Annotated in this window: 26 protein-coding genes and 1 tRNA gene (1 of these 27 cut by a window edge); 13 read left to right on the forward strand and 14 right to left on the reverse strand. The window is 58.1% G+C overall.

Going from position 1 to position 25,245, the window contains the following annotated elements; genetic code table 11:
- Positions 1-24, forward strand: a tRNA-Val gene (locus V6944_RS06310); it begins 153 nt to the left of the window's first position.
- Between the two features lie 121 nt (positions 25-145).
- Here the strand turns inward: V6944_RS06310 and V6944_RS06315 are convergent.
- A complete protein-coding gene (locus tag V6944_RS06315) occupies positions 146-910 on the reverse strand; it encodes a DeoR/GlpR family DNA-binding transcription regulator (protein WP_333498307.1) in 765 nt (254 codons plus the stop codon).
- Between the two features lie 107 nt (positions 911-1,017).
- On the opposite strand from V6944_RS06315, the gene V6944_RS06320 reads away from it, so the two are divergent.
- The 5 genes from V6944_RS06320 to V6944_RS06340 all read left to right on the forward strand — a co-directional run bounded on the left by V6944_RS06320 (position 1,018) and on the right by V6944_RS06340 (position 3,973).
- Entirely contained in the window at positions 1,018-1,431 is a 414-nt protein-coding gene (locus V6944_RS06320; RefSeq protein ID WP_333498308.1) for a hypothetical protein, read from the forward strand.
- Between the two features lie 87 nt (positions 1,432-1,518).
- Positions 1,519-2,037 (forward strand): phosphoribosyltransferase, encoded by a 519-nt coding sequence (locus V6944_RS06325; RefSeq protein ID WP_333498309.1) that lies wholly within the window; start codon positions 1,519-1,521, stop codon positions 2,035-2,037.
- A gap of 93 nt (positions 2,038-2,130) precedes the next feature.
- Positions 2,131-2,691: a fasciclin domain-containing protein gene (locus V6944_RS06330; protein WP_333496461.1), complete on the forward strand. Its 561-nt coding sequence runs from the start codon at positions 2,131-2,133 to the stop codon at positions 2,689-2,691.
- 59 nt (positions 2,692-2,750) lie between these two features.
- Positions 2,751-3,299: an RNA polymerase sigma factor gene (locus V6944_RS06335; RefSeq protein ID WP_333498310.1), complete on the forward strand. Its 549-nt coding sequence runs from the start codon at positions 2,751-2,753 to the stop codon at positions 3,297-3,299.
- Positions 3,296-3,973 carry an anti-sigma factor gene (locus V6944_RS06340; RefSeq protein WP_333498311.1) on the forward strand — a complete coding sequence of 226 codons (678 nt, stop codon included), beginning with the start codon at positions 3,296-3,298 and terminating at the stop codon, positions 3,971-3,973. Before V6944_RS06335 ends, V6944_RS06340 begins: the two co-directional genes overlap by 4 nt.
- Positions 3,974-4,014: 41 nt before the next feature.
- Here V6944_RS06340 and V6944_RS06345 read toward each other — a convergent pair whose 3' ends face one another.
- The 6 genes from V6944_RS06345 to V6944_RS06370 all read right to left on the reverse strand — a co-directional run bounded on the left by V6944_RS06345 (position 4,015) and on the right by V6944_RS06370 (position 12,184).
- Positions 4,015-5,922: a heavy metal translocating P-type ATPase gene (locus V6944_RS06345; RefSeq protein ID WP_333498312.1), complete on the reverse strand. Its 1,908-nt coding sequence runs from the start codon at positions 5,920-5,922 to the stop codon at positions 4,015-4,017.
- Positions 5,919-6,989: a protease modulator HflK gene (hflK, locus tag V6944_RS06350; RefSeq protein WP_333498313.1), complete on the reverse strand. Its 1,071-nt coding sequence runs from the start codon at positions 6,987-6,989 to the stop codon at positions 5,919-5,921. The genes V6944_RS06345 and hflK (V6944_RS06350) overlap by 4 nt, the downstream gene beginning before the upstream one ends.
- Positions 6,986-7,987, reverse strand: coding sequence for a protease modulator HflC (gene hflC, locus V6944_RS06355; RefSeq protein WP_333498314.1), 1,002 nt, complete (start codon positions 7,985-7,987; stop codon positions 6,986-6,988). Before hflC ends, hflK (V6944_RS06350) begins: the two co-directional genes overlap by 4 nt.
- Complete coding sequence (gene hflK, locus V6944_RS06360; RefSeq protein ID WP_333498315.1) at positions 7,984-9,885, reverse strand: protease modulator HflK; 1,902 nt, start codon at positions 9,883-9,885, stop codon at positions 7,984-7,986. The genes hflC and hflK (V6944_RS06360) overlap by 4 nt, the downstream gene beginning before the upstream one ends.
- A gap of 176 nt (positions 9,886-10,061) precedes the next feature.
- Positions 10,062-11,288 carry a multidrug effflux MFS transporter gene (locus tag V6944_RS06365; protein WP_333498316.1) on the reverse strand — a complete coding sequence of 409 codons (1,227 nt, stop codon included), beginning with the start codon at positions 11,286-11,288 and terminating at the stop codon, positions 10,062-10,064.
- A 53-nt stretch (positions 11,289-11,341) separates the two neighbouring features.
- Positions 11,342-12,184, reverse strand: a complete 843-nt coding sequence (locus V6944_RS06370) for an SDR family oxidoreductase (RefSeq protein WP_333498317.1) — start codon at positions 12,182-12,184, stop codon at positions 11,342-11,344.
- A gap of 168 nt (positions 12,185-12,352) precedes the next feature.
- Here V6944_RS06370 and V6944_RS06375 point away from each other — a divergent pair, with 168 nt between their 5' ends.
- Positions 12,353-13,258: a LysR family transcriptional regulator gene (locus V6944_RS06375; RefSeq protein ID WP_333498318.1), complete on the forward strand. Its 906-nt coding sequence runs from the start codon at positions 12,353-12,355 to the stop codon at positions 13,256-13,258.
- Between the two features lie 13 nt (positions 13,259-13,271).
- On the opposite strand, the gene V6944_RS06380 is transcribed toward V6944_RS06375, so the two are convergent.
- The 3 genes from V6944_RS06380 to V6944_RS06390 form a co-directional block, all read right to left on the reverse strand.
- Positions 13,272-13,943, reverse strand: coding sequence for a carboxymuconolactone decarboxylase family protein (locus tag V6944_RS06380; protein ID WP_333498606.1), 672 nt, complete (start codon positions 13,941-13,943; stop codon positions 13,272-13,274).
- A 106-nt stretch (positions 13,944-14,049) separates the two neighbouring features.
- Positions 14,050-15,033, reverse strand: a complete 984-nt coding sequence (locus V6944_RS06385) for an aldo/keto reductase (RefSeq protein WP_333498607.1) — start codon at positions 15,031-15,033, stop codon at positions 14,050-14,052.
- Between the two features lie 16 nt (positions 15,034-15,049).
- Positions 15,050-15,577, reverse strand: a complete 528-nt coding sequence (locus V6944_RS06390) for an NAD(P)H-dependent oxidoreductase (protein ID WP_333498319.1) — start codon at positions 15,575-15,577, stop codon at positions 15,050-15,052.
- Positions 15,578-15,719: 142 nt separating this feature from the next.
- On the opposite strand from V6944_RS06390, the gene V6944_RS06395 reads away from it, so the two are divergent.
- The 4 genes from V6944_RS06395 (at position 15,720) to V6944_RS06410 (ending at position 20,794) form a co-directional block, all read left to right on the forward strand.
- A complete protein-coding gene (locus V6944_RS06395; RefSeq protein ID WP_333498320.1) occupies positions 15,720-16,673 on the forward strand; it encodes a LysR family transcriptional regulator in 954 nt (317 codons plus the stop codon).
- Positions 16,674-16,818: 145 nt separating this feature from the next.
- Positions 16,819-18,120, forward strand: coding sequence for a uracil/xanthine transporter (locus V6944_RS06400; RefSeq protein ID WP_333498321.1), 1,302 nt, complete (start codon positions 16,819-16,821; stop codon positions 18,118-18,120).
- A gap of 239 nt (positions 18,121-18,359) precedes the next feature.
- Positions 18,360-19,607: a peptidase T gene (pepT, locus tag V6944_RS06405; RefSeq protein ID WP_333498322.1), complete on the forward strand. Its 1,248-nt coding sequence runs from the start codon at positions 18,360-18,362 to the stop codon at positions 19,605-19,607.
- On the forward strand, positions 19,604-20,794 hold the full coding sequence (locus V6944_RS06410) for an MFS transporter (RefSeq protein ID WP_333498323.1): 1,191 nt from the start codon (positions 19,604-19,606) through the stop codon (positions 20,792-20,794). Before pepT ends, V6944_RS06410 begins: the two co-directional genes overlap by 4 nt.
- Before the next feature lie 70 nt (positions 20,795-20,864).
- Here the strand turns inward: V6944_RS06410 and V6944_RS06415 are convergent, their stop codons facing one another.
- The gene (locus tag V6944_RS06415; protein ID WP_185666118.1) at positions 20,865-21,071 is read right to left on the reverse strand and encodes a glycogen synthesis protein GlgS; all 207 of its coding nucleotides are present in this window, start codon (positions 21,069-21,071) and stop codon (positions 20,865-20,867) included.
- A gap of 253 nt (positions 21,072-21,324) precedes the next feature.
- On the opposite strand from V6944_RS06415, the gene V6944_RS06420 reads away from it, so the two are divergent.
- Positions 21,325-21,465, forward strand: a complete 141-nt coding sequence (locus tag V6944_RS06420; RefSeq protein ID WP_112205122.1) for a hypothetical protein — start codon at positions 21,325-21,327, stop codon at positions 21,463-21,465.
- Between the two features lie 105 nt (positions 21,466-21,570).
- Here the strand turns inward: V6944_RS06420 and V6944_RS06425 are convergent, their stop codons facing one another.
- Positions 21,571-22,446, reverse strand: coding sequence for a LysR substrate-binding domain-containing protein (locus V6944_RS06425; protein ID WP_333498324.1), 876 nt, complete (start codon positions 22,444-22,446; stop codon positions 21,571-21,573).
- A 112-nt stretch (positions 22,447-22,558) separates the two neighbouring features.
- On the opposite strand from V6944_RS06425, the gene V6944_RS06430 reads away from it, so the two are divergent.
- Positions 22,559-23,299: a metallophosphoesterase family protein gene (locus tag V6944_RS06430; protein ID WP_333498325.1), complete on the forward strand. Its 741-nt coding sequence runs from the start codon at positions 22,559-22,561 to the stop codon at positions 23,297-23,299.
- On the opposite strand, the gene V6944_RS06435 is transcribed toward V6944_RS06430, so the two are convergent.
- The gene (locus V6944_RS06435; RefSeq protein ID WP_333498326.1) at positions 23,263-24,135 is read right to left on the reverse strand and encodes an oxygenase MpaB family protein; all 873 of its coding nucleotides are present in this window, start codon (positions 24,133-24,135) and stop codon (positions 23,263-23,265) included. The genes V6944_RS06430 and V6944_RS06435 overlap by 37 nt on opposite strands.
- Before the next feature lie 18 nt (positions 24,136-24,153).
- Complete coding sequence (locus tag V6944_RS06440) at positions 24,154-25,029, reverse strand: NAD(P)-dependent oxidoreductase (RefSeq protein WP_333498327.1); 876 nt, start codon at positions 25,027-25,029, stop codon at positions 24,154-24,156.
- Between the last annotated feature and the right edge of the window lie 216 nt (positions 25,030-25,245).

The following is a 25,245-nucleotide window of genomic DNA, read 5'->3' on the forward strand; positions in this document are numbered from 1 at the left end:
GTTCGAGTCCATTCAGACGCACCATTCTGTTTTATCTCCGAAATATCCCTCTCAAGCATTTATTTAAAACCGTTATGTTGCCATCATTTCATTCGCGTCTGTTGTGCAGCGAAATGGGAAGGTTTTCACCCTCCCGGAAAATACGCTATTCCGCCCTTTCGATGCGGATATTACCGTTATCGAAATCCACCGTCTGGGTATCCGGACTCACCACCATCACATCAATTTCTTCGCAGGAAACCACTTTATAGCGGGCGACCTGGGCGATTTTTTCTGCCGTCACGGCGGTAATCACCTCATTGCTCTGCGCGATGACCTGCTTCTTAAAACAGGCATCTTCATAATAGACCGCACTTAATCCCGCCTGCAGATCCAAGCCGCAGACGCCGACAAACGCCTGCTCAAAAACCATCTCCCGCACCTGATTCACCGTGTCTGAGCTGAGCGTACTTCCCGTTTTCGGATTCACTTTACCGCCCAGAAGAATCAGTTCACCGTGGGTTCTGGCGCCTAATGCCGCAGCAATTTGCGGGCAGTTGGTGACAATCGTCAGTTCAATATCCTCAGGAATAAACGCCGCCATCGCCAGGTAGGTTGAGCCGGAATCAATAAAGACGCAGGATTCTGGCTTCAGCAGTTCGGCGCATTTGCGACCCACCAGCGACTTCTCAGAGACGTTTTGTTCAATGCGCGAGGCCAACGGGCTTGAGGCAATCAGCTGACTAACTGCGCCGCCGTAGACCTTCTTGCACACCCCCTGACGCGCCAGCTCCTGCAGGTCGCGACGAATCGTATGTTCTGAAACGCCAAGCTGTCGTGCCACATCAGCCCCAATCACCCGGCCGGTTTTCATCAGCAGCTGGTGAATAAACGCCTGTCGCTGATCGGGTAAAGCATCATAATCAATCAAGGCAACCTCCCACAAACGATCAATATATTGCACAATCTATCACAATGTATCATAGTGGCGCTATCTGTTAGCCCACTGTTGCCGTCAGGCAGGACTCTCCCGACATCATGGAGCATCGTGTGTGCATCACCTTACCTCAGGGTTTGAGCGCTCATCTACAGCAGCTTGAGCAGCGGACCCACGCCTGGTTTAGCGCTCAGCCGGTCGCCTGCGCGGAAGACATGTTCATTAAGTACTACTACGAATCGCGGCGCGGCAGCCTGAAACCGCTGTACGCCACGCTTATTCAGCACGCCCGCGAGCAGCACATCGTCATTCAATCGGCCATCACGGACTGCCTGACCCGCGCGGTTTCCGCCAGCATACAGGCGCCGGGGCGCGCCGTGCGTCTGGTCCTCGGGATATTGACTTACTGGCTCTCGCAGTATCATTGCGGGCAACACCGCGAGCTTCCCGAACCCCGTGAAGCGCGCGATATCATCGCCGGGATCTTACAAGATACGGTGATCTCCGTCGGCTAAACGTCGGCCGACATTTTCCGGGCAATATCGTGACGTTTATTCATAGCCATCATGCTCGATTGTGATGGATTCACACCAGGAGTTAACATGAGCAATCACCGTATCGGCGAAATTATCCTTGATGAAGCAGCGATTGCGACAGGCGTTCGCAACGTAGCAGCGCAGCTAAACCGCGATTTTCGCGATGCCGTGGTCATTACCGTGGTGCCCGGCGGGATCCTCTTCACCGCCGACCTCACCCGGCAATTAGATTTTGATATCAGCATGGATTATATCTCCTGCCCCCATACGCCGGGCGACCGCCATAACGGCTCGACCATCGTCTATCACCAGAATATTGATATCACCAACCGAGACGTCATCGTGATTGATGACGCGATTGAATCCGGCGGCACCATGAAGCGTCTGGTCGCACACCTGGCAGAACACTATCGCCCCGCTTCCGTGTCAGTTGCGGTGCTGTTCGTGAAGCCGGGTCGCGTGGCAATCCCGGTAAAGCAGTACTACGCATGGGAGATGGAGAATGACGATCTGCTGGTGGGCTATGGGATGCCGTGGGAGAACAAATACCGTAATCGGCCCAATGTGGCTCGGCTGATAAAATAATTCATTTTTTGTGCATCCGTTTCCTTTCTTCATTCGTATTAACAGATGAGGGCACATAAACCCTTCCTAAAACAACCAATGAGGGAAGTGAAAATGAAACAATTTCTTAAAACGATGCTTTTTTCTACCCTGATCGTCAACGGTGCTGCTCAGGCGGCAATGATGGATAACAGCACGGTAATGGTCGGTGGTGCTGCCATGTACCCCTCTAAAAATATTGTGCAGAACGCCGTGAATTCGAAGGATCACACCACGCTGGTCGCGGCAGTCAAAGCCGCAGGGCTGGTGCCAACGCTGGAAGGCGCTGGGCCGTTTACCGTCTTTGCCCCAACCAATACGGCGTTTGAAAAACTGCCAGCAGGCACCGTCGACTCGCTGCTTAAACCGGAAAACAAACAAAAACTCACCAGCGTGCTCACCTATCATGTGGTCTCAGGGAAACTCGATATGAAAGCGCTGGAGAAAAAAATTAAAGCCGGCGGCGGGAAGGCGGAGCTGAAAACCGTTAACGGCGAATCGCTGTGGGTGATGGCAAACGGGCCGCACAATATTCAGATTAAAGACGTGCGCGGCAACATCGCCAATATCACCACCTATGACGTGAATCAGAGTAACGGTGTGATCGACGTTATCGATACTGTGCTGATGCCGTAAAGCATTGCCTATACTGAGTGCAGCCACTCCTGGTGTGGCTGCACCTTTAAGGGAAGCCGATGACAGCCAATGTGCCTCATATTCATGCCGGATTAATGAACCAGATAGCCTGCGGCGATAAAGATGCCCTGGCGCAGCTCTATCATCTCCTCGCTCCCAAACTGCTGGGCATCATTCTGCGCATGGTCAGACGGCGTGACTGGGCCGAAGAGATCCTCCACGATACCTTTATTCAAATCTGGCAATCGGCCATCTATTACGACGAGCAGCGCAGCGAACCGCAAATCTGGCTCTGCCATATCGCCAGAAATCGCGCGATTGATTATTTGCGCAAGCATGAGCATCGCTGTTGTTCGGTTGAGGAGATAAGCGAAGCCGAGGACGGTTTTCAAGCGCTGCCGCCCGGCGACGATGTGCATCAGGAGGCGCGTCGGCTTCATCACTGCATGGACCATTTACCCGCCGAGCAGCGCCAAAGCATCGCACTGGCCTATTATCGCGGCCTGTCGCAAACCGAAATTGCTCTGTCGATGAACCAACCGGAAGGCACGGTAAAAAGCTGGATCCGCCGCGCGTTGACGCACCTCAGGGAGTGTATTGGCCTATGAGCATGGAACAGAAAGAAGCATTGTCGGCCGCCACCTATGTGCTGGGATTAACCGACCCGCTGCAGCGACGGCAGCTAGATAAACGTCTGGATGAGGACGACGATTTCGCCGCTGAAGTCGCGCGCTGGCAGAAGGCGTTTAGCGCTGTTGACATCACCACGCGTGACGTTGCGCCCTCGCCAGGGCTTTGGCAGCACATCGCACGCGATCTGGTGCCACATCAGACCGCCCAGGTCGCTTCATCGGCGGGAAATCGTCCGTTATTCTGGCTAGGCTGGGCGCTTGCCGCCACGTTGGGTGGCGTTGTTATCCTCACTCAGGTGATAAAACCAGACTCTCCCTCTGCACTACAGACCATTGCCATTCTTAGTGATAAACAGTCAGAGCGGCAGTTCGTGGTGATGCTGGATAGATCGGTTTCTACGCTTCAGGTCTCGGCGCTAGGTGTCACCTTGCCGCACGACAAAACGCTGCAACTGTGGATGATCAAAGGCAGCGCCCCGCCGCGCTCGCTCGGGCTTATCACCCAGCGTGACGGCAACACCTTCAAGCTCCCCGCCGAGGCGCTGGATAATCAGACCGTACTGGCCATCAGCCTGGAACCGCCAGGCGGCTCTCCGCTGCCCGGACCGTCCGGCCCGGTGGTGTATCAGGGCAGCGTCAGAGCGCTGTAGCGCAAGAAAGCGCGTGGCAACGCGGTGTTGCCACGCTCGGTTTAGTGGGTCTCATCGAACTGCAACAACCGCCCGGTGTTGAGCAGCACCAGCAGCGTGCTGAGATTATGCAGCACCGCCGCGATCAGCGCGCCAGCCGAACCCAGCAATCCCATCGCCGCCGCCGCGACGATCAGAATCGTCCAGCCTAGCCCAATAAAGACGTTGACCTGCAGCGTCGAACGACATTTACGGCTCAGGCGGATAGCGCTCGGCAAGCGGCGCAAATCACCGCCCGCCAGCACTACGTCCGCCGACGCCAGCGCGATATCCGCACCGCTGCCGCCCATCGCGATACCCACCGCACCCGCTTTTAACGCCAACGCATCGTTGATGCCATCGCCAACGACCATCGGCCGCCAGCCGTCATCCACCATCTCCTGCACCTGACGCAGTTTTTCCGCCGGTAGCGCTTCAGCGGCCAATTCATTAATGCCCGCCTGCTGCGCCACGCGCTCGGCAACCGCCAGCCGATCGCCGGTCAGCAGCTGTACACGGTTAACGCCCAGCGATTGCAGTTCGGCCATCACCGCGGGCGCTTCCGGTCGCAGGGTATCTTCCAGCAGGAACCAGCCGAGGAAAACGCCATCAAGCGCCAACCCGACTACCGGGCCTTCATGCTCAGGTACTGGCGATACCGGCACATGATGCTGGGTAAACAGCGCCTGCCGTCCGAGTAGCGCAACGCCGTCATCGGTGGTCGCCGTAATCCCAACGCCCTGAATCTCTTCAACCTCACGCAACCCGATGTTACCCGGCGCGGCCACGGTCTCCGCCAGCACCCGGCTTACCGGGTGGTTACTGGTGGCACCCAGCGCAGCCGCCAGTTCAAGCACCCGTTCACGTGGAAGATCCGTCGCCAACACTGCTTCCACAAAGCTCAAACGCCCCTGGGTCAACGTTCCGGTTTTATCGACGATCAGCGCATCGACATCCGCCAGCTCTTCAAGAAATGCCGCATTACGGATCAGAATGCCGTGCCGCGCCGCGACGGCAATACCCGCCATCGCGGTGGCCGGAGCCGAAAGCACCAGTGCGCAGGGGCATGCCGCCACCAGCACCGCCAGCATGGCCTGGCTGTTGTAGGTTAAAAACCAGGTGGTCGCCGCAATCAGCAGCACCAGAATAAGGTAGTGGCCCGCGTAGCGCTCGAGCATACGGGTGATTGGCGGTTTTGCCTGCTCGGCATCCTTCATCAGCGCGATCACTTTGCCGAGCGTCGACTGGTCGCCGGTATGGCTGACTTCAACGCGTAGCAGGCCGTTCAGGTTGATGCTGCCCGCAAAAACGTTCATACCAGTTGTCGCCTCAACCGGTACAGACTCACCGGTAATGTGCGCCACATCAAGACTGGCCTGACCGGAAAGAATTCGTCCATCGGCAGGAACCCGGTCGCCCGGTCGCACCTCGACCACATCTCCCGCTTGCAGATGCTGGCTGTCAACGGACTCCAGTTCACCGTTGGCCCGTACGCGTCGAGCCTGGCTGCGCGTCAGCTTGCTCAGCCCGGCGATCGCCTGACGGGTCCCCATCACGCTGCGCTCTTCGAGGATATGGCCAAAAATCATGATCACCGGCAGCAGCGCGGCGGTCATTAAATCCCCCAGCGCCCAGGCACCGAGCATGGCCAGTACCACCAGCAGGTCGGTCACGCCGTGCAGGTCCGGGTGCAGCAGGCTGTGCCACGCGGCACGAAATACCGGTACCGCCACCAGCAGCCAGGCGACGCCGGCAAGAATATCGCTAATGCCGGGCTGGTCCGGGGCGATGGCCCGCCAAAGCAGGCTCAGCAACAGCAGACCGATGGTGACCATGGTCAGCGTCAACTGACGCTGCATGCGTCGCTGTTCGGCGGGTGTTTGCAGATTGCCGCTAAAGTGAATATGGCCGTGGCTACACTGATGGCTCATGGTTTTGCCTCGCTATGGGTTGGCGCAGCCGGCTGCGACGGCAAGCCTTGCAGGATAAGACGACTGTCGTCACCGGGCGCGACGGTAATCACCTGCCCCGACTGCGCCAGAATATGAGCCACTTTGTCACGCCAGACGCGCTGGAGCAGCCCGCCATCGGTGCCGTCATGGCGGGCCTGAGCCAGTTGAACAATGGTGCGGGTGTCCACGTTAGCCTGCGCCACAATTTCCTGACCGCGTGCCTGCGCCTGGCCCAGCGTGCGGTCGGCCTGCTGCTGCGCCTGTTGGGTACGCAGCGCCGCCGCCGTGCGGGCGCTGGCCACCGCCTGCTCCGCCTGCTGTCCGGCAGCCAGCACGGCGTTAAACGCCGCCACGGCGTTCTCCGGCAGTGAAGAGGTGATATCCACACGCTCAATACGAATGCCCGGATCGTTGCCTCCGGCGGCTAACCGCGTCAGGCTTTGCGCCATCGCCTGCTTAAAATCACTGCGCAGCTGAATACGCTGCTGCGCCGCACGACTGTCGTTTTGCAGCGTCTCAGGGCGGGTCACCAGAATCGAGTCCAGATCGCGGCCCACGCACACCACCGCCGCCGCGCGTTCTGCCAGACGGTCAATCAACGGCTCAATATGCGGGCGCTGCAGCGCAAACTGCACCGGATCGTCAACCCGCCAGAACACCCGCACGTTAAGCTGCACCACGCCCGCATCGCCGGTCAGCAAGTAGCCCGCGCCTGCGCCTGCATCGTTATCACGGTCCCAGCTGTTAATCTGGCTTAGCTGCTGCTCCCGCTGCAACGCCCTAACGTCGCGTTCAAGAATACGCTCCGAACCCGGCACCCGCTCTACCCGTTCAATCGGGTACGGCCAGGCAAACAGCAGCCCCGCACCTTCCACTCGCACCGGTTTACCGAAGCGGTAGACCACCGCCCGGCTGTCCGGGGCTATCTGGTAGATGCTGGAAAACAGCCACGCGCAGGCGGCAATCATCGCCGCCGCGTAGAGCGCAAAAAAGGCCAGGCGGTACGACTGCCCCCACGGCGTGGATATCTGCGCATCACGCATCATGGTTTCGCCGTCTCTTTGAGCTCATCCGGCCCCTGCACCAGCGCCCGGAACGGCTCTGCATCGGTACGCAGCACCATACGGGTATTGCCATTGACGATGGTGCTCAGCGTATCCAGCGAGCGCAGCAGGTTATACAACTGCGGGTCGCTGGCCCAGGCTTTGCCGTAAATCGTTGCCGCATCGCGCTGGGCGTTTGCCACAATGGTCGCCGCCTTGACGGAAGCATCGGCCTCTACAATGCGCCCATCACGATCGGCCTGGGAGTGAATCTCCGCCGCCAGACGTTTGCCTTCCGCCGTTCGCTCTGCCGCAATGGTTTCACGCTCGGCGCGCATGCGGTCAACGGTGGCATTGAGGGTCACCGCCGGTAGCGTCAGCCGTTCAATGCCGGTCTGGATAACTTCAATACCGTAACTATTGAGCAACTGTGCTTTTAACTGCGCCTGAAGCGCCTGCTCCAGCTGGGCGATTTTCACTTTGCTGCTGTCGACGTTGACGATATCTGCCAGCGCGTAGTTACTGGTGGTGGTTTCCAGCGCCGAGCCGATAAAGGTACGAATCTGACGCGCCGCTTCATCCGGCTGGTTCTGTACCGCACGGATAAAACGCAGCACATTGCCGTCGTCCGGTTTCACCTTCCAGATAACCCAAGCCTGCACTAGCACCCGCAGCCCGTCTCGGGTACCCACATCCTGCAAACCGCTGGAGGTAGAACGCACGCGCAGGTCAACGTTGATTGGCGTTTCAAACGGCGCCGGTAAACGCCACGCCAGCCCCGGAGAAAGCAGCACGCGCTCCGGATTGCCAAAACGGGTCACCACCGTCGCGCTGCCCGCGCTGACGTTAAGCAGGCAGGCCGTTAGTACCGCCAGCGTCAGTAAAAAGGCCGCAATACCGAGCCGCAACGCCCGCTTATTGCGCAGCGGCGCGGGAGAGGCCGTCTGACGCACGCCCACTTTTTCCGTACGCTGCGGAGGAACGATTGAATGGATCTTCATGGTTTGCTGGCCTTCTGTGGTGCAGTGCTATCGGAGAGCGCAGGATACTGGCGCATATCCAGAACGGGTTCATTGGTGCCCTGAAGATGACTATCCAGGATGAGAAGCGGCGTATGGGCCAGCGTCTGGCTCAGAATGTGGTAACGGCGCTCGAGAATAAAGGCCTGACCGGCCTGCTGCCAGGCCTGGCTGTCGGCGGCAAACTGCGCCGCGGCGGCCTGGGCGCGGGAGAGATTTTCCGCCGCAAACGCCTGCGCATCGTTCTCGCGGGTTTCGGCGTTTTGTCGCGCACCGTTAGTCACCGTCGCGGCATAGCCCCGCTCGCGAGCCACCCGTGCGCTGGCGGCAATTTGCGCAGCCTGCACGCCGTGATAGGCGTCAGCAGCCCCGGCTGGCGGATGGATCGCTTCGATACGGGTAGAGAGCAGTTCAACGCCGGTGTTCAGTGCGGTTAAGCGCTGCTGGATTTGCTGATTGAGCGTCGTCGACAGGCTGGCACGCTGCTCGTTGAGCAGTTCATCGAGCTGTTTGCTGGCAAACTGCGCCACCAGCACCTGACGGGCAATGCTGCGGATCAGCACCGGCAAATCTTCCGCCTGATACTGGCTGTTGAGCGCATCTTCATTGCGCAGCCCCACGCGCCAGATAAGGCGGATATCCATGTTCACTATCTGGAAACTCTGCTTATCGGCGGCCTGGCTGGCAATCACCTGCGACTGGTCGGTCAGATGGCTGCTGTCCCATAAACGCCAGCTATTCTGCGGCGCCGGGCCTTCTGCGCTGTCCGGTACGTCGTTACGCGCCTTCTGCTCCGGCTCATCGCTCAGGCGCAGCTCATGCACCGCGCCGAACTCCACGGCGCGCACCCGGCCAAACGGCCAGGGCAGACCGGCGTGCAGCCCCGGCGAGAGCACCGCCATCGGGCGACCAAAGCGCTCGTAAATGCCCCGCTGATGCAGCGGCACCTGCGTCAATCCGCTCAGCAACCAGCCAAGCACCGCCAGCCCGCAAACCACCGGGACGATGGTTTTGCCCATCAGGCGAAATGCCTGAACCTGACGCAGATCGATGCCAAAGCGTTGTTCCAGCGTGTCGAGAACAAAAGCCAGCGGGCGTAGTGGCCAGCGATACTGGGCGGCAAGCAGGCTACGGGTCAGGAAACGGGGATAGCTATCCTGCGGCAACGGCGTGGCCATCACCATCAGCACGCGCAAGAAATATTCCAATGCCACCAGCAGCACCAGCAGGCAGCCCAGTTTGATAAGCCACAACGTCAGCGTCGGCGAGTAGGTGACCAGCAGCAGCGACCCGGCCAGCAGGAGCAGCAGGTTCAGCATGACGCGCGTCAGCCCGACATATTCCTGCTGGTAGCGCCAGTGGCGGATGGTCTTAAAAGAAATAGTGCGTTCGATAACCAGCAGGCCGAAGCTGATGACCAGCAGAATGCCGGGGATGACCCGGCTTATCGCCGTGTCGGCTTCACTGGCGGGGCTGCGATCCGCCAGGCCGGAAACGGCGAAAAAGATCGCCAGCAGCGACAGCACCGCGGTCAGCGCCAGGTGGTTTTGGAAATAGTTCAGCCAGCTCTGTATGGCGGGAGGGAGTAACTGACGCTGCCGCGCTGGGGGGGATTCATCGCTTTGCGCCGCTGGGGCTGGGGCTGGGGCTGGGCACTCATAGCGTATGGCGTTATCAACAAACGCCAGCGCCACCAACACGATAGCCAGCAGCAGTCGGAATGTGGGCAGCCAGAGTCCGGTTCCTGCGATTAATAGCAGGAACGCGTAAATCAGGCCGACCAGCAGCAGTACGCCGTAGAGGGAAAATCTAGCAATGGTAAGACGCAAAAACAGGCGCGGATGCGGCGCCTTATTCTGCAATAGCGGTGGTAATGACACCCTGATGCTCCCAATGGTTTCGCCTACCCGGCTGCAACACATCTGGTAATAGCAGGAATGGCAAACGGATGCGGATTTTGGCGTTACGATATAACATCATTATCATATACAAAACAGAATATAATAAGCCGCCGCAACCATTTTCGTATCAATATGTAACCGGATATTCCGTAGGCTTATTCCTGCGCCAACGTGCGCTGCTCTCCGCCTTTGCCTTTCATCACCATCACAAAGCACAGCAGCGTAAAGGCCATCATGATCCAGGCCATCGCCCACGGCGTGCCGTCGCTAAACACCGACAGCAGCAGCGACGAGACGATCCCGCTGCCGTACTGCAACGAGCCAATCAGCGCCGAGGCCGACCCCGCCAGATTCGATGGCACCGTATCCAGCGCGGCGGCGGTAGAGGCCGCGGCGACAATGCCGTTCATCGAGAAGAAGATAAAGATAGTCAGCACCATCGCCACCATGCCGCCCATATGCGTTTTCACCGACAGCGCCAGCAGTACGGTCGCCAGCGCGGCCACAAAGGCGGCTACCCGCAACAGCGTATGCAACGGGTGACGCTGCACTAAGCGGCGGTTAACGGAGCTTAGCGCCATCACGCCGATAATATTGACCGCAAACAGCCAGCCGTAGTGCTGCGGATCAACGTGGTAGTAGCTGATATAGACAAACGGTGAACCGGCGATAAAGGCGTAGGCCGCCACGTAGAAAAAGCTCACGCACAGGGTGTAGCGCATAAACTCGCGGTTTTTCAACAGCGAAGCGTAGTTGCCAAACGCGCTGCTGATGGGCGTGGTCAGCCGTTTTTCGCCCGGCAGCGTTTCCGGTAGCCACCACAGCGCGATAAACATCGCCGCCCCCATCACCACCAGCAGCCAGAACACTGCGCGCCAGGAAGCGATCGTCACAATCTGCCCACCGAGCAGCGGGCCCACCACCGGGGCGATGGCGCTGATAATCACCAGCGTCGAGAGCATCTGCGCCGCGCGGGTGCGGGCATAGAGGTCGCGAATCATTGCGCGCGCCAACATCGGGCCGGTACAGGCGCCGAACGCCTGGAACACTCGCCAGAAAACAATCTGCGGCATGTCGCTCGACAGCGCGCAACCGGCAGAGCCAATCACAAACAGAACCATACCAATAAACAGCGGGATACGACGGCCAATGCGGTCGCTAATTGGCCCCCAGATAAGCTGGGCAAACGAGAAGCCAATCAGGAAGCCGGTAATGGTCAGTTCGACGTTCCCCTGCAGTTCGGCGGCCATCATCGGCATGGCGGGCAGGTAGATATCGGTTGAAAGCGAGGTAAATGCCATCAGCGCACCGAGAATCACAATAAAGAAGATCCCGGAGGTGGCGGCGCGTTTATTCGGCGTGGAGTGTTCGGTTCTGCTCATAATGTCCTGACAAAAAAGAAGAAACCGGCAGACGCGTGCTGCCGGTGAAGGGGTTACTCGCCAGCGGGGAAATCGGTCGATGCCGCCAGCGCTTGCTGCGTTTCAAAATCGGCAACGCGCGCGCGCAGCGTCGATATGGTGCTTTGCAGCGCCTGCGAGCCCAGTACCATGCGCAGCGGGGCCGGATTGACCTCCACGCTTTCAATAATGCGTGCCGCCATCCGCGCCGGGTCGCCCGGTGCCTGACCGTTCGCCGGGTCGAGCATCTTAAGGAAGCTATGCGCTGGTGTCGCATCGTATTCCGGCATCAGGGTCGCGACCTGCGCGCTGCCGTAGCGGAATTCGGTGCGCGCACCGCCGGGCTCGACGATGGTCATTCCGATACCAAACGGTGCCACTTCTTGCGCCACGGCTTCGACAAAACCTTCAATGCCCCATTTGGTGGCGTGATACATTGAGTTTCCGGCGAAGGCCACCTGGCCGCCGTAGGAGGAGATCTGAATCACTCGGCCACCGCCCTGGGCACGCAGATGCGGCAGCGCGCTGCGGATAAGCTGGATAGAACCCAGCAGGTTGGTATCAATCATTTGCTGCACCTGCGCGTCGTTCAACTCTTCCGCCGCGCCAAACAGGCCGTACCCGGCGTTGGCAATCACCACGTCAATGCGGCCAAAGCGTGCCCAGGCTTCATCCACCACCTGACGCACCGCCGCGCCATCGGTGACATCCAGCAGCGGTGCGCTGAAGGTCTCTGGCCAGGCGGCCAGCAGGTCTTCCACCTTCGCCGTGCTGCGCACCGTGCCAATCACGCGTTCACCGCGCGCCAGCAGCTGCTGCGCCATTTCACGACCAAAACCGCTGCTTACGCCTGTAATAAGCCATGTCCGCTGATCCATAAATCCTCCCGCTAACCGTTGATATTTGCGCCGTCAGGCGTTGTCGCCCCGCGTTTCGATGCCGTGATTATCCGCCGTAGATTATTACCAGTATATGAATTTATCCTGCTTTCAGAATTCCAATTTTGGATATAATAGCCAGTAAACCCTTAATCATCAGGCCACACCATGCTCGATAAACTTGATGCGCTGAAAATTTTCTGTACCGCCGCGCAGACGCTCAAATTCCGCGAAGCCGCCACTCAGTTGGGCCTCGCGCCACAGCAGGTCACTCGCGGCATCGCTGAGCTGGAAAGCCAGCTCGGCGAGATGCTGTTTCTGCGTAATACCCGACAAATTAAGCTCACGCCGTTTGGTCAGCAGTTCTGGCCTAAAGCCGAGCGGCTGCTGGCGGAGAGCGAAGCGCTGTTTGCCGAAGGCCAGCAGCGTAATGAGCAGGCCATGGCGGGCAAAGTGCGTATCACCCTGCCCCCGCTGTTTGAGAACCGGGATATTATCTGTCAGCTTCTGCATCAGCTGTCGGGCTACCCGGAGATTGCCATCGAGTGGCATAACACCGGTCGTCACCTGAATATTATTGATGAGCAGATTGATATTGGCATTCGTATTGGCGCGGTGCCGGATAATCGCTATATCGTCAAAACGATCCGCCCGGTCGGGGTGCAGATTGTCGCCGCGCCAGCGTTAATCCAGCGGCTGGGCGAACCCGCTGACCTCAAAGCGCTGCAGCTTCACTACCCGCTGAGCGCGCTCAGCAACAGCAATTCCGGCCGCGTCTGGCCGTGGCAGTTTGCTAACGACAACAGCTTCTTCCCGACCAACCCGGCGTTTGTCGCGTTCGATATCGACAGCGAGCTGGCGGCGGCGCTCGCCGGGCGTACCGTTAGCCAGTTGGCGGATATTACCGTGCGTCCGTTCCTGCAGCGCGGCGAACTGGTGAATTTGCTGCCATCGCTAAACTATCAGCCGTGGCAGCTCTATATATTTCGCCCGCATCTGCCGCTGCTCCCCGCCCGCGTGAGGCTGGTGTTCGATCTGCTGACGCAGATCCTACGCGAGCATTTCGCGCATTAAGCCAGGTACAGCGTTATGACTTCGCGGTTTCAGCAAGAAACTGCGCCAGAACCGCATTGGCATTAGCCGCCATGTCCGCAGAGCACGTCGCTGCCAGCACGGCGATAAACGCCTGAAGTTGCTCTGAGGTGATACCGTTATGGTGACTGATGGCAAAGTGGCTTTTCAGCTGGCTTTCTGCGCCGGGAATGGCGGCCAGCGCAGAAATCGTCGCCAGTTCACGTGCCGGCCAGTCCAGCACATCGCGCTGGAAGATATCGCCAAACAGATGCGCTTTCAGGTAGGTATCGATAGCCGGAGCAAAATCAAACAGCGGCCCGCTCACCGCTCTGCCCACCAGCGCCGTTTGGGTATCACGCCCGGCGGCCAGACTATCCCATCCCGCTGCCGCTGGGGTGGCAGCCTTACCTTCTTCATCGACAATGCCCTGCGCCTGACGCGCGTTCATCACCGACATAAAGCAGCCGAGGCCGTTAAGGCTGCGCGGGAAACCACAGTAGGCATAAAGCTGAACCAGCACTTCTTTGATCTCATTCACGGTCAGCCCAGCGTCCAGCCCTTCATGCAGCGCGGTGGTCAGTCGGGTCATGTCACCGCAGGCGGTCAGCGCGGCAATGGGGATCATCGCCTGCTGACGGTCATTTAATGGGTTTTGCATCATTGCCTCTTCGAAGGGAGCCCGCAGGCTCCCGAATAAACGGGTAAATGGGAAAAGTATAGAGCGTTAACGTGAGGTTGATTAGTTGGTGAAATCAGAACTGGCCTATGAGCCAGTTTCATGAATACCGTCGCTACCGGCCAGAGAAACGCAGTACCTCCGCCGGATAGCGCTCGCCCTGAATCTCAATATTGGCGTCGGCGATGCACTTAAGATCCTGCGCATCGAGCGTGAGGTTCAGCGCACCGATATTCTCCTCAAAGCGGATCTGGCTGCGGGTACCAAACAGCGGCACGATCCACGGTTTTTGCACCATCAGCCATGCCAGCGCCACCTGCGCCGGGGTGGCGGCATGTTTGTCGGCAATCTGGCGGATAAGCGTAACCAGTTGTTGATTGCTGGTGCGGGCGGCATCGGCAAAGCGCGGCGTGTGGGCGCGGATATCGCTACTGTCGAAGACCGTGGAGGCGTCGATTTTCCCGGTCAGAAAACCTTTGCCCAGCGGACTGTAGGGAACCAGCCCAATGCCCAGCGCTTCCAGCGTCGGCAAAATCTCACGCTCCGGTTCGCGCGTCCACAGGGAATATTCGCTTTGCAGCGCCGCCAGCGGCTGTACCGCGTGGGCCCGTCGGATAGATTCAGCGCTGGCTTCCGACATGCCAAACCAGCGTACCTTCCCTTCGGCAATCAGATCCTGCACCGTTCCTGCAACCTCTTCCATGGGCACGTCCGGGTCAACGCGATGCTGATAGTACAGGTCGATATAATCGGTCCCCAGACGCTTCAGGCTGCCTTCTATCGAGCGGCGGATCTGCTCCGGACGGCTGTTGACGCCCCCGCGATGCTCGCCGGTCTGCTGATCGATATCCCAGCCAAATTTGGTGGCGATTTTGACCTGATGACGAAACGGCGCAAGCGCCTCACCGACCATCCGTTCGTTGGTCCAGGGGCCGTACACCTCGGCGGTGTCGAAGAAATCCATCCCCCGTTCAACCGCATGGCGGATCAGCGCAATCATCTGCTCGCGGTCCGGTAGCTCGCGGGCTTTGCCATAGCCCATGGCGCCAAGCGACAGCGCCGACACCTCAAGCCCTTGCCCTAACTGACGTTTTATCATCATACCTCTCCTCCGTTTACGCCGCGCGCAGTTCGGCGGCAAAACGTGCCTGGAACTCGCTCAGCTTATCTTTATTGCGGGCCGCCACCTCATAAAACGCCAGCGGCGGGCGGTAGTCCATGCCCACATAGCGGGCGCTGGCTTTCATAGGGGTGAGCACCTCTTCCATGGTGCTGTTGAGCAGACCTTCATGGGAATAGGTGAACTCACTCGCCCCCGCTGTGGTAACAATTTGTAGTTGTTTCGCTTTCAGCGCCTCGCCGCCGGGACCAAAGGCCCAGCCGTAGGTCCAGACCGCATTCAAATAGGCTTTGAGCATCGGCGTCAGGTTGAACCAGTGGGTAGGATAGAGGAACACCACCCGGTCAGCCTCCGCATAGGCTGCCTGCTCTGCCGCCACGTCGATGGCCGCAGGGTTATCACCGTACAGTGCTTCCAGGTTACGTACCGTCACATTTTCCGCCTCTTCGGCGGTCTGCTGCAGCGCGTGGATCGCGCGGGATTGAGAGAAATAAGGATGGGAAACCACCACCAGCGTTTTCATATGTCGATGACCTTGTCGTGTTTATCTCGAATGACACGCAGTATGCGACGAGCTATTGCTAACTTTAATAGGCCTTATGGTTGATGTACTTTCAACCTAAGGTTAATAATAAAGGCCATTACCCCTGCTATCGGAACCGGACATGGACCTTTCTCAGCGCGTGCGCGCCATTACTTCGTTTATCGATGCCGCCGATGCAGGCAGCTTTGCCGCCGCCGCGCGGCTTCAGGGCGTGAGCGCCGCCGCCATCAGCAAAAACATCGCCGGGCTGGAGCAGGCGCTGGGGGTTCGTTTAATGAACCGCACCACCCGCAAGCTCAGCCTGACCGAAGAAGGGGCAGCCTTTTTACAACAGGCGCGCATCGCCATTGAGGCACTGGATACCGCCGTCGATACGGTCGTGGCCGGGAAAATGGAGACGCGGGGGCACGTGCGCATCTCCACCAGCGCGGCCTTTGGGCGCGAACAACTGCTGCCCGCCCTGCCGGGGCTGCGTCAGCGCTATCCTGGCCTTTCCGTTGAGGTGGATTTTGACGATCGGGTGACGGATATCGTCCGCGATGGCTACGATCTGGCTATCCGCGGCGGGCGCATTGTCGATTCGTCGCTGATTTCCCGCCCGGTCTGTCTGTTGAATATGGTGTTGGTGGCTTCACCGGCCTACCTGGCGGAGTGTGGCATACCAACCACGCCGGACGCGCTCAGGCATCATCATCTGATCGCCCGTCGCTTTCTCGGCGGCAAAGTGTCGCCCTGGAACTTTCACGCGCCCGATGGCAGCCTGATAACGCTGGAACCGGACGCCGCTGTTGTCACCCTCTCCGCCCCCGAAGCCCAGCTTCAGGCGGCGCTGCTGGGCCTGGGAATTGCACAAGTTGGCGTTCATCACGCGCTGGCGCATCTGCAAAGCGGGCAGCTAAAAACGCTGCTCTTCGGGCAACACGATAGCGGTAGCTATGAAATGGTGATTCAGTACCCGCACCGGGCGCTGGTTGCGCCGCGCGTCAAAGCCACCGTCGAATACCTGCTGGAGACGTTCCGCCAGGATCCCAGGCTGCATTTCCCCGTTGCCAGACTGGCGGAGTTTGCGGCATAGTCCAGGATAGATATATTCATCACACAAATACTGCATTTCATGCCGCATTTTCGGCATTTCATTCCCGTTTTCAGGCCGTTAATGCCTGAAATGTCTGATGGGCGATAAAAAGGCCTACAGTAGCGTTTATTTACAGGTGTGCCCTATGCCGAAGTCTCTGTTTCAACGTGAAAACCTGTTGTCCGGGTTTCAGTGGTTCTTCTTTATTTTCTGCAATACCGTGGTGGTCCCGCCAACGCTGGTTTCCGCTTTCCATCTGCCCAACAGCAGCCTGTTGATGCTGACCCAGTACGCGTTTCTCAGCACCGCGGTCGCCTGTTTACTGCAGGTCTTTTTTGGCCACCGCCGCGCCATTATGGAAGGGCCAACCGGCTTATGGTGGGGTACCATTCTGACCATCACCCTGGCAGAAGCCTCGCGCGGCACGCCGCTGAACGATATTGCCAGCAGCCTGGCGGTGGGAATCGCCATCTCTGCGGTATTGACCATTATTATCGGCATCAGCGGCCTCGGTAACCGCCTGTCGCGGCTGTTTACCCCGACGGTGATGGTCGCTTTTATGCTGCTGCTGGGCACGCAGCTCACCACCATCTTCTTTAAAGGGATGCTGGGGCTGCCGTTTGGTATCGCCAAATCAACCGTCGGCCTGCAGCTTGCACCGTTCGCCATTTCGACGGCCATTATGTTGTTCGTGATTGGCCTGATTATCTTCTTACCTGCGCGCATTTCCCGCTACGCCCTGCTGATTGGCACGGTTGTCGGCTGGCTGGTGTGGCGCATCTGCTTTGGCCCGTCAGCCAACTCCTTCGGCGAACTGCACTGGCAGCTGTTCCCGCTGGGCAGCCACGGTACGCTGTCGCCAGGGATTATTCTCACCGCGGTTATCACCGGTCTGGTGAATATCAGCAATACCTACGGCGCCGTGCGCGGTACCGATGTGTTCTACCCGCAGAGCCCCGCCAACAGTACGCATTATCGCCGCAGCTTTGTGGTTTCCGGGGTGATTACTCTCGTGACCGTACCGCTGGCGGTGATCCCTTTCTCGCCGTTCGTCTCCTCCGTGGGGCTATTAACTCAGACCAACGACAGCTCGCGAAAATCCTTTTTCTACGGTGCGCTGCTGTTCCTGCTGGTCGCCATCGTGACCCCGCTAACTCGCTTCTTCTGCGCTATTCCGTTAGGCGTCAGCAGCGCGGTGATGCTGGTCTCTTATCTGCCATTATTATATTCCAGCCTGGTATTTAGCCAGCAGGTGAAATTCACTTCGCGGAATATCTATCGTCTGGCACTGCCCTTATTTATTGGGCTATTTTTAATGAACCTGCCGCCGATATATTTACAGGATGTGCCGCTCACCATTCGTCCGTTGTTAAGTAATGGCTTATTGATGGGGATTTTGTTATCCGTATTGTTAGATAATATTATTCCGTGGGATCGTTTTAAATAGCTATTCCTGCCGCTCCCCGATACACCGGGGAGCACACGCGCCTTCAGCTTCACTCACCGCTTTACATGCCAGCGTAATGTGCTATTAATAAGTATAGTTGTATGGCAAGTGATTAATTCAAAAACACATAACGCAAGCGTTTCCTGTTGCATAAGAGAGAACGGTAAGAAGCTTTTATCCCTTCCACAAAGATGTGAATAAAGTGTTTCTTTACGTAACCAAATAATAGGCAAATCGTAATGAAAAAACGTATTGATAGCGACAAAATAACAAAAACATTCCTCGAATATACCTTAATTAACACCACCTCCGTTCCCACTAGTCAGAATTTACCGAGTAGTGATAATCAATTTAAACTCGCCCAACACGTCGCCAATCAATTTGCTCATCATACTGGCGTTACCGTTGATATAAACCATCACGCGATCACCACCATTACGCTTCCGGCGAATATCGCCAACGCCCCATCCATCGTCTTCTTCGCACACCTCGATACCGCGCCTGACCATACCGGCGATACCCATGCTATTCGCGTGAACCAGTACGACGGGCAGGCTATCATCCTGCCGGGCAGCGGCGAACGCTTCTCACCCGACAACCACCCGGAGCTGCTGGATTACATCGGCCAGGATCTCATCACCACCGATGGCACCAGCCTGCTGGGAGCAGATGACAAAGCGGCAATCGCCGCCGGTGCCGAAGCACTGCAGTATCTGATTGCCCACCCGGAGGTGCCGCACGGCGATATTCGTCTGGTGCAGCTGCCGGATGAAGAGATTGGTATTCGCGGGGCAAAAGCGTTGGACGTACAAGCGCTGAACGCGGACTACGGTATCTGCCTCGACTGCTGCGGCGTCGGCGAATACGTGATTGAAAACTGGTACGCCGGTAGCGCGCAGATTACGGTTAAAGGCACCACCGCTCACCCGATGAGCGCGAAAGGCAAACTGGTGAACGCGCTGTGTATCGCCACGGAAGTGATTACCGCCCTGCCGCCAAAAGAGCGCCCAGAGCACACCGAGGGCCGCGAAGGCTATTACTGGCCGCACAAGCTGACCGGTGATACCGCCAGCGCCACGCTGGATATCGCTATCCGTGATTTTGAAATCGACGGCTATCAGCAGCGTAAATCCACGCTGCAGGCGATTGTGGCCGACCTCAAACAGCGCTGGGGCGACGAGCGCGTCTCCATCACGCTGAATGATATTTACGACAACGTGAAGCCGAGTCTCGACAAATCACCGGAGATTCTGGAAAACGTCAAACGGGCGATGCATAACCTCGGCATTACGCCAAAACCGCTGCTGATGCGCGGCGGCTACGACGGCAGCGTGATCACCCCAAAAGGGCTGCCGACCATCAACATCTTTACCGGCGCACACAACTTCCACTCGACCAAAGAGTTTTTACCCGTCGAATCTCTGCGTCTGGCCGCTGAAATGTTGCTGGAGATGGTGGAACTGAGCACCAGTGAGGTTCGCGCGTGAAAAAGTGGACCATTGAATTCGTACTCTATGCCGTCTACATGGTGTTCGGTGCCGCCTGGGCCACCACCGGCTCGGTAATGCCGCAGATAATGGCTGATTTTAACGTTGACGTGTCGCACGCCGCGCTGATGTCGAACGTTATTCTGTGGGCCAAGATTGTCGGTGCCGTGGGCACTGCCGTACTGGTTGCCCGCATGGGAACGCGCAAATCGTACCTGTTGGGCTGCGTGATGATTGGCGTGTCGGTCTTTATTCCCTTCGTCGATAACTTCACCCTGCTGTTGATTATTCGCTTCCTCGGCGGCCTCGGCGGCGCGGTATGTCTGGTGTCGCTGGTGCCAACGGTGGCCCGCTTCTTCGATAACAAGATGGCGGCCACCCTCAACAGCATCAACTGCACCTCAAACATCATCGGCACCATCATTGCCCTGACGCTGGCGGGCTATCTTTCCACCTTCTTCGGCGGCTGGCGCAACCTGCTGGCGGCCTACGGGGTGATTACCCTGGCGCTGGGCGTGGTGTGGATGCTGTGCTTTACCGACGAAGAGCGCAGCGAGCAGCACGCGGCGAACCTGAGTCGTGAAAGTAAGATGGCGGTGCTGAAAGAGGCGATATTCAGCCGCATCGTGTGGGGGATGATTGCCCAGTACGCTGGCGCGATGATCATGATGGTGTTTATGTTCACCTTCCTGCCGCTGTACTACGCCAAATATGCGCATTTACCGGCAGACTCACACGCCCATCTGAGCGGCACGGTGAACCAGGTGGGGATTATGCTCGGCGCGCTGGTGGGGCCGTATTTCAAAAACCGCGGCTATCACTATAAAAACTGGCTGCTTATCTCCAGTATTTTTATGGCGGTAACGACTTTTGCCATGCTGTTCGCCACCAACGACCTGGTGATTCTGGTGTGCTCATTCCTGACCGGCGGTATCTTTGCGACCTGGTTTGCGTTTATCTTCTCGATTCCGAAAGAGGGGCTCAAAAACGCCACCACGCAGACCGTCACCTACGCCATGTCCACCTTCTGGGTCTGCACCTTCCTGCTGGCCACCATCAACAGCCAGCTTATCGGCTGGTCGGTTGACCTGACCGGCGGCTTTACCGTGGGCTTTACCTACGTCTTTGCCCTGATGGTGGTTTCACCGATTGTGGCGCTGCTGGTCTTTCCCAAAAAAGCGCGATAATCAGAAACAACAACGGGCACGATATTGTGCCCGCTTACCATGAAAAACGGGCCGTCCGGCCCGTTAACGATTAACACACTTCAAGTAACTGCCGCTTCGCGCTTTCCGCCTGCGTTCGGTAGAATTCATACCGCGCACAGAACCACGTTCTTTGCTGCTCGTTCATATTGCCGGTTACCGCGCAAATATCGACAGGGCGGCCTCGCGACTGCATTTGGGCAAAACTGCGGGCCAAAAAATCAAAGTTCATTAACGCTTGTTGATCCTGTTGTTGCATTGCATATCCCTCCGGTCTGATACTCGTTTTCAAGGCTATATGCTCTACTGTTTCCAGTATTCGCCTGTTATCAGTTACTTTTTGAACACTGCGTGCGCATTCCAGTCGCGCGCCGTCACACTTCAGCCATTTCTCTTTTTTCTTCACGAGCGGATCGTGCTGAATACGCGTGCGGGTCCATATGCGGGTACATCAATCAACATTTTTGCAATATACTGTGACAATTGTAGAACAGAGTGAGTACAGGTGAGCGATGGAAATTGATCTCGATAATCTGGTCTTTGATGGGCTGGAAGAGGCGCAAGAGCGCAACGCAGAACGTCTTGACGATGCGGACAAGAAAGCGCAGGCGATTGTCGCCGACGATGATTGCGGCGATGCCTGCAAAATCTGATAACAGAAACCGGCCTGAGGGTCGGTTTTTTTATGTGAAGTGGGAGTCTGCCCCGGCGTCGCTGCGCTCGGCCGGGCTACTTGTTCGTGGCAGTGTCACGTTAAATCAATCCGCTATCTGTTCTTTGGCTAGCGCTACTAGCTTTTTAATCGCGGCGGTGCGTTCCCGTTTGCGGTACAGCAGCCACAGCACCGAAGGTATTTCATCACCGGCAATCTCCCGGTAGCACACGCCAGGCAGATTGATCGTCTGCGCCATCACCGCAGGAACCACCGCCACACCGTTGCCCAGCGCAACGTTCGCCAGCACCTCGGTCAGCGCTCCCGCCCGTCGGGTGTGTTTAAGAGCAAAGCCGCCGCGATTCGCCACCTCATCGGTGCCAGACTGCTGCTCTGGCAGAATAAAGGTTTGCTGGCGGAGATTTGCCGGGGCAATCGCCGTGGTCTGCGCCAGCGGATGACCGTCGCTTAACGCCAGGCAAAAGTGGTCATGATGCAGCACCAGATGGGCCACGTCGGCGGGCAGCGCCAGCGGGCCACGCACTAACGCGACGTCGAGTTTACCTTCCACCAATTGCGCCGCCATCCCCGCCATCGGCAGTTCGCTGACTTCTACGGCAACGTCGGGGTATTGCTGGCGATAGTGATAAAACAGTGAACTCAGCATCCCGGACAGCAACGTCGATGACACATATCCCACGCGCAGATACCCCCGCTCGCCCCGCGCCGCGCTCTGCACCCTCGCCCTCGCCTGTTCTGCCTGCAAAAGCGTTGCCTGCGCCTCGTCGCGCAGAATCGCCCCTGCCTGCGTCAACTGCACCCGCCGCTGAGCGCGCACGAACAGCGGCGTTCCCAGTTCGCGCTCAAGCTGGGCTATCTGCACGGAAAGCGTCGGCACGGCGATACCGAGCGCCTCCGCTGCCGCACCAAAATGCAGGGTGTTAGCCACTTCAAGGAAATAACGCAGATGACGCAGATCCATGACCGCTCCAGATTGTTAGGTTTTACCTAATAATAACGACAAGCGTCTGGATTGAACAAGGCTGTCAGAACGCCGATGCTAATGGCTATACGAACCTTTCCGGATACCTACCATGCTGTATCGTTTTGCTATTTTTAGCGATGTTCACGCCAATTTACCGGCGCTCGACGCCGTTCTCGCCGATATTGACCATCACGGCATTACCCAATGCTACTGCCTTGGCGACGTCGTCGATTTCGCCCCCTGGCCGAATGAGGTTATCGCCCGACTGCGTGAGCGGCAGATTCCGGTGCTACGAGGAAACCACGACCAGCGGGTGGCCTGCGATGAACCGGTGACCACCATGGCGGTGCATAGCCCCGAAGAGCGTGATGCCAGGGTTGAAGCCATTGCGTTGAGCAAACGGGTTCTTAGCGAGGAAAACCGCCGCTGGCTGCAAGCGCTTCCCGATACATTGCGCCCGGATCTGCCGCTGCCAATTCTGCTGGTGCATGCCAGCCCGCGCTCGCTGTCGGAATATCTGTACGCCGATACCAGCGTACGCACGCTGCTGGCCTTTCCACAATTGCACGACGTCGACGCGTTAATTTGCGGGCATACTCACTTCGCCTGCGTACGGGAAATCGACAGAGGCGCGGGCCGACCGCTGCTGTTCGCCAACCCCGGCGCCGTGGGACGCATTAAACCAGGACAGCCGCAGGCAAGCTGGATGTTAGGGGAAATTCGTGAAGAGACGCTGTCGTTGAAGGTCAAAACGGTGCAGTACGATGTGGCGCAGGTGGTACAGGCCATCCGCGACAGTGAAGTACCGGATTATTATGCCGACGAACTCATGCGCCGCATCGCGCAGTGATAAGCGCCGTTGCGCACCGAGCGGCGCAGAACAGCAGCGATGGTATGCACCCCGCCACGCACCAGACGCTGCTCGACTGGATTAAGACGTAAATCCAGCATCTCCTGAGCCCAGTCGGGCAGCAGGTCAATCCCTGCCTTCATCAGAATCGTACCCGCGGGTTGTGCCATCCGCCCCGGCAGACGGGTGGTCATCAGCACGCGAGCGACTTCCCGGGTGCGTTCATCGCATCTTAGCTGAGGCCGCATCTGCTCGAGATAGTCCGCCACTGCCTGCGGTGTTTTCGGCACGTTACGCGCCCCCAACCGCTCGGCGATACTCGCGGACTCAATAAAATATTGCGCCTGCCTTGCCGGGCTCACCACTACGCGGCGATAGCGCAGATGGGAGGCCATAAACGAACTGCACTCCGCGACATGAACCCAGGTCAGCAGATCCGGGTCGCTGGCGGCGTACGGCGTCCCGTCGATGTCCATCCCGCTAACCCGCTCATGAATCGCTTTTACTTTGGCTATCAGCCGCTCGGCATCAGGAACTGTGGCAAAAGTGGTGGCCGAGATAAACTGACTGGTGCGGCGCAGACGGCCAAAGATATCTTCACTAAATGAGGAGTGATCCCACACACCGGCTAGCGCCAGTGGATGCAGCATCTGCAGTAATAACGCGCTGATGCCGCCGCACAGCATGGAGGTGAAATCGCCGTGCACCGGCCAGATAGCCGACTGCGGGCCGAACAGCCCCGGTTCCCCAGCAGGATGCTCGAAGTCGATTTCATTCAGCGCTATCCCCGTCAGACCTAGCACCTGACGTTCAATACGCTGACGTAGCCACTCCATGCGCTTTCTCCCTCAGGCTTACGCTTTACGCGCGTTATCAAGCCAGGCGTACACCGCCGCCAGATCTTGTTCAGCCAGCCCGCCCTGCGACGCCTGCGTCCACATGTCGACGATATCGGCCATCATCGGCATAGTGCCCTGCGGAGCGTTCTCCAGCGCCAGACGCGCATCTTTGAGCGCATGCTGAAGCTGCATCTGCGGGGTGTAGTCCTCTTTACGGATCATCTCCAGTTTGCCCTTGACGTACGGCGCCGCCAGCGGCCCGCCTTCCAGCGTTTCCCACAGCTGGCCTGGCGTGAAGCCAAACTGTTTGGCAAGCTGCATACTTTCCGCCACGCCCTGCATCATCGAAATCAACCAGGCGTTGATCACCAGCTTCATCTTCTGGCTGTTGCCCGCGTCGCCGTACCACTGGGTGCCGCGAGAAATGGCGTCAAAGACCTGTTGTGCATCACTGGCTCGCGACGCATCACCGCTCGCCATCACCAGAATCTGGGCGTTTTCCGCCGGGGCTTTGGTGCCGGAAACCGGTGCATCGAGGTAGAGCATATCGGGGCGAAGTGCTTCGAGCAACGCGATGGCATCGGCGGTTTCCTGAATGCCGATGGTCCCCATCTGGCAAAAGGTCGCACCTTGCGGGCAGGATGGCGCAACGGCACGGATGGCCGCCAGGGTGGCATCACCGTCGGTGAGCATGGCGATAATCACCTGCGCTTCGCTTGCCGCTTGTGCGGCGTTTTCACGCACGATAAGGCCCGCTGACAGCAGATCGTCACCACGACCCGGCGTGCGGTTCCAGCCGTATACGGTGAAACCTTTTTTCAGCAGGTTGGCGGCAAATGCATGCCCCATCGCGCCTAAACCCAGTACCGCTACCGCGGGCAGTGCCTTCATGTCTCTCTCCTCAGATGGTCGGTCTTTTGGGTAGGGTGATGATTATTCGGCAGAAAAGCAACTGGTTAATGGTTAAGCGCTCTTCTTATTTGCAGCTTTCTGATAACAAAACTGGATACATATCAGTTTGATGAAAGATTCCGTTCACTTTACGTCGGGTGGAATATGGACTTCCTTCACAGGTGAACGGGCCAAGGGGTGCGGCCGCGCACCCCT

This window comes from Kluyvera sp. CHPC 1.2972 (assembly GCF_036759925.1).
In the GTDB taxonomy this organism is placed as follows: Bacteria; Pseudomonadota; Gammaproteobacteria; order Enterobacterales; family Enterobacteriaceae; genus Kluyvera.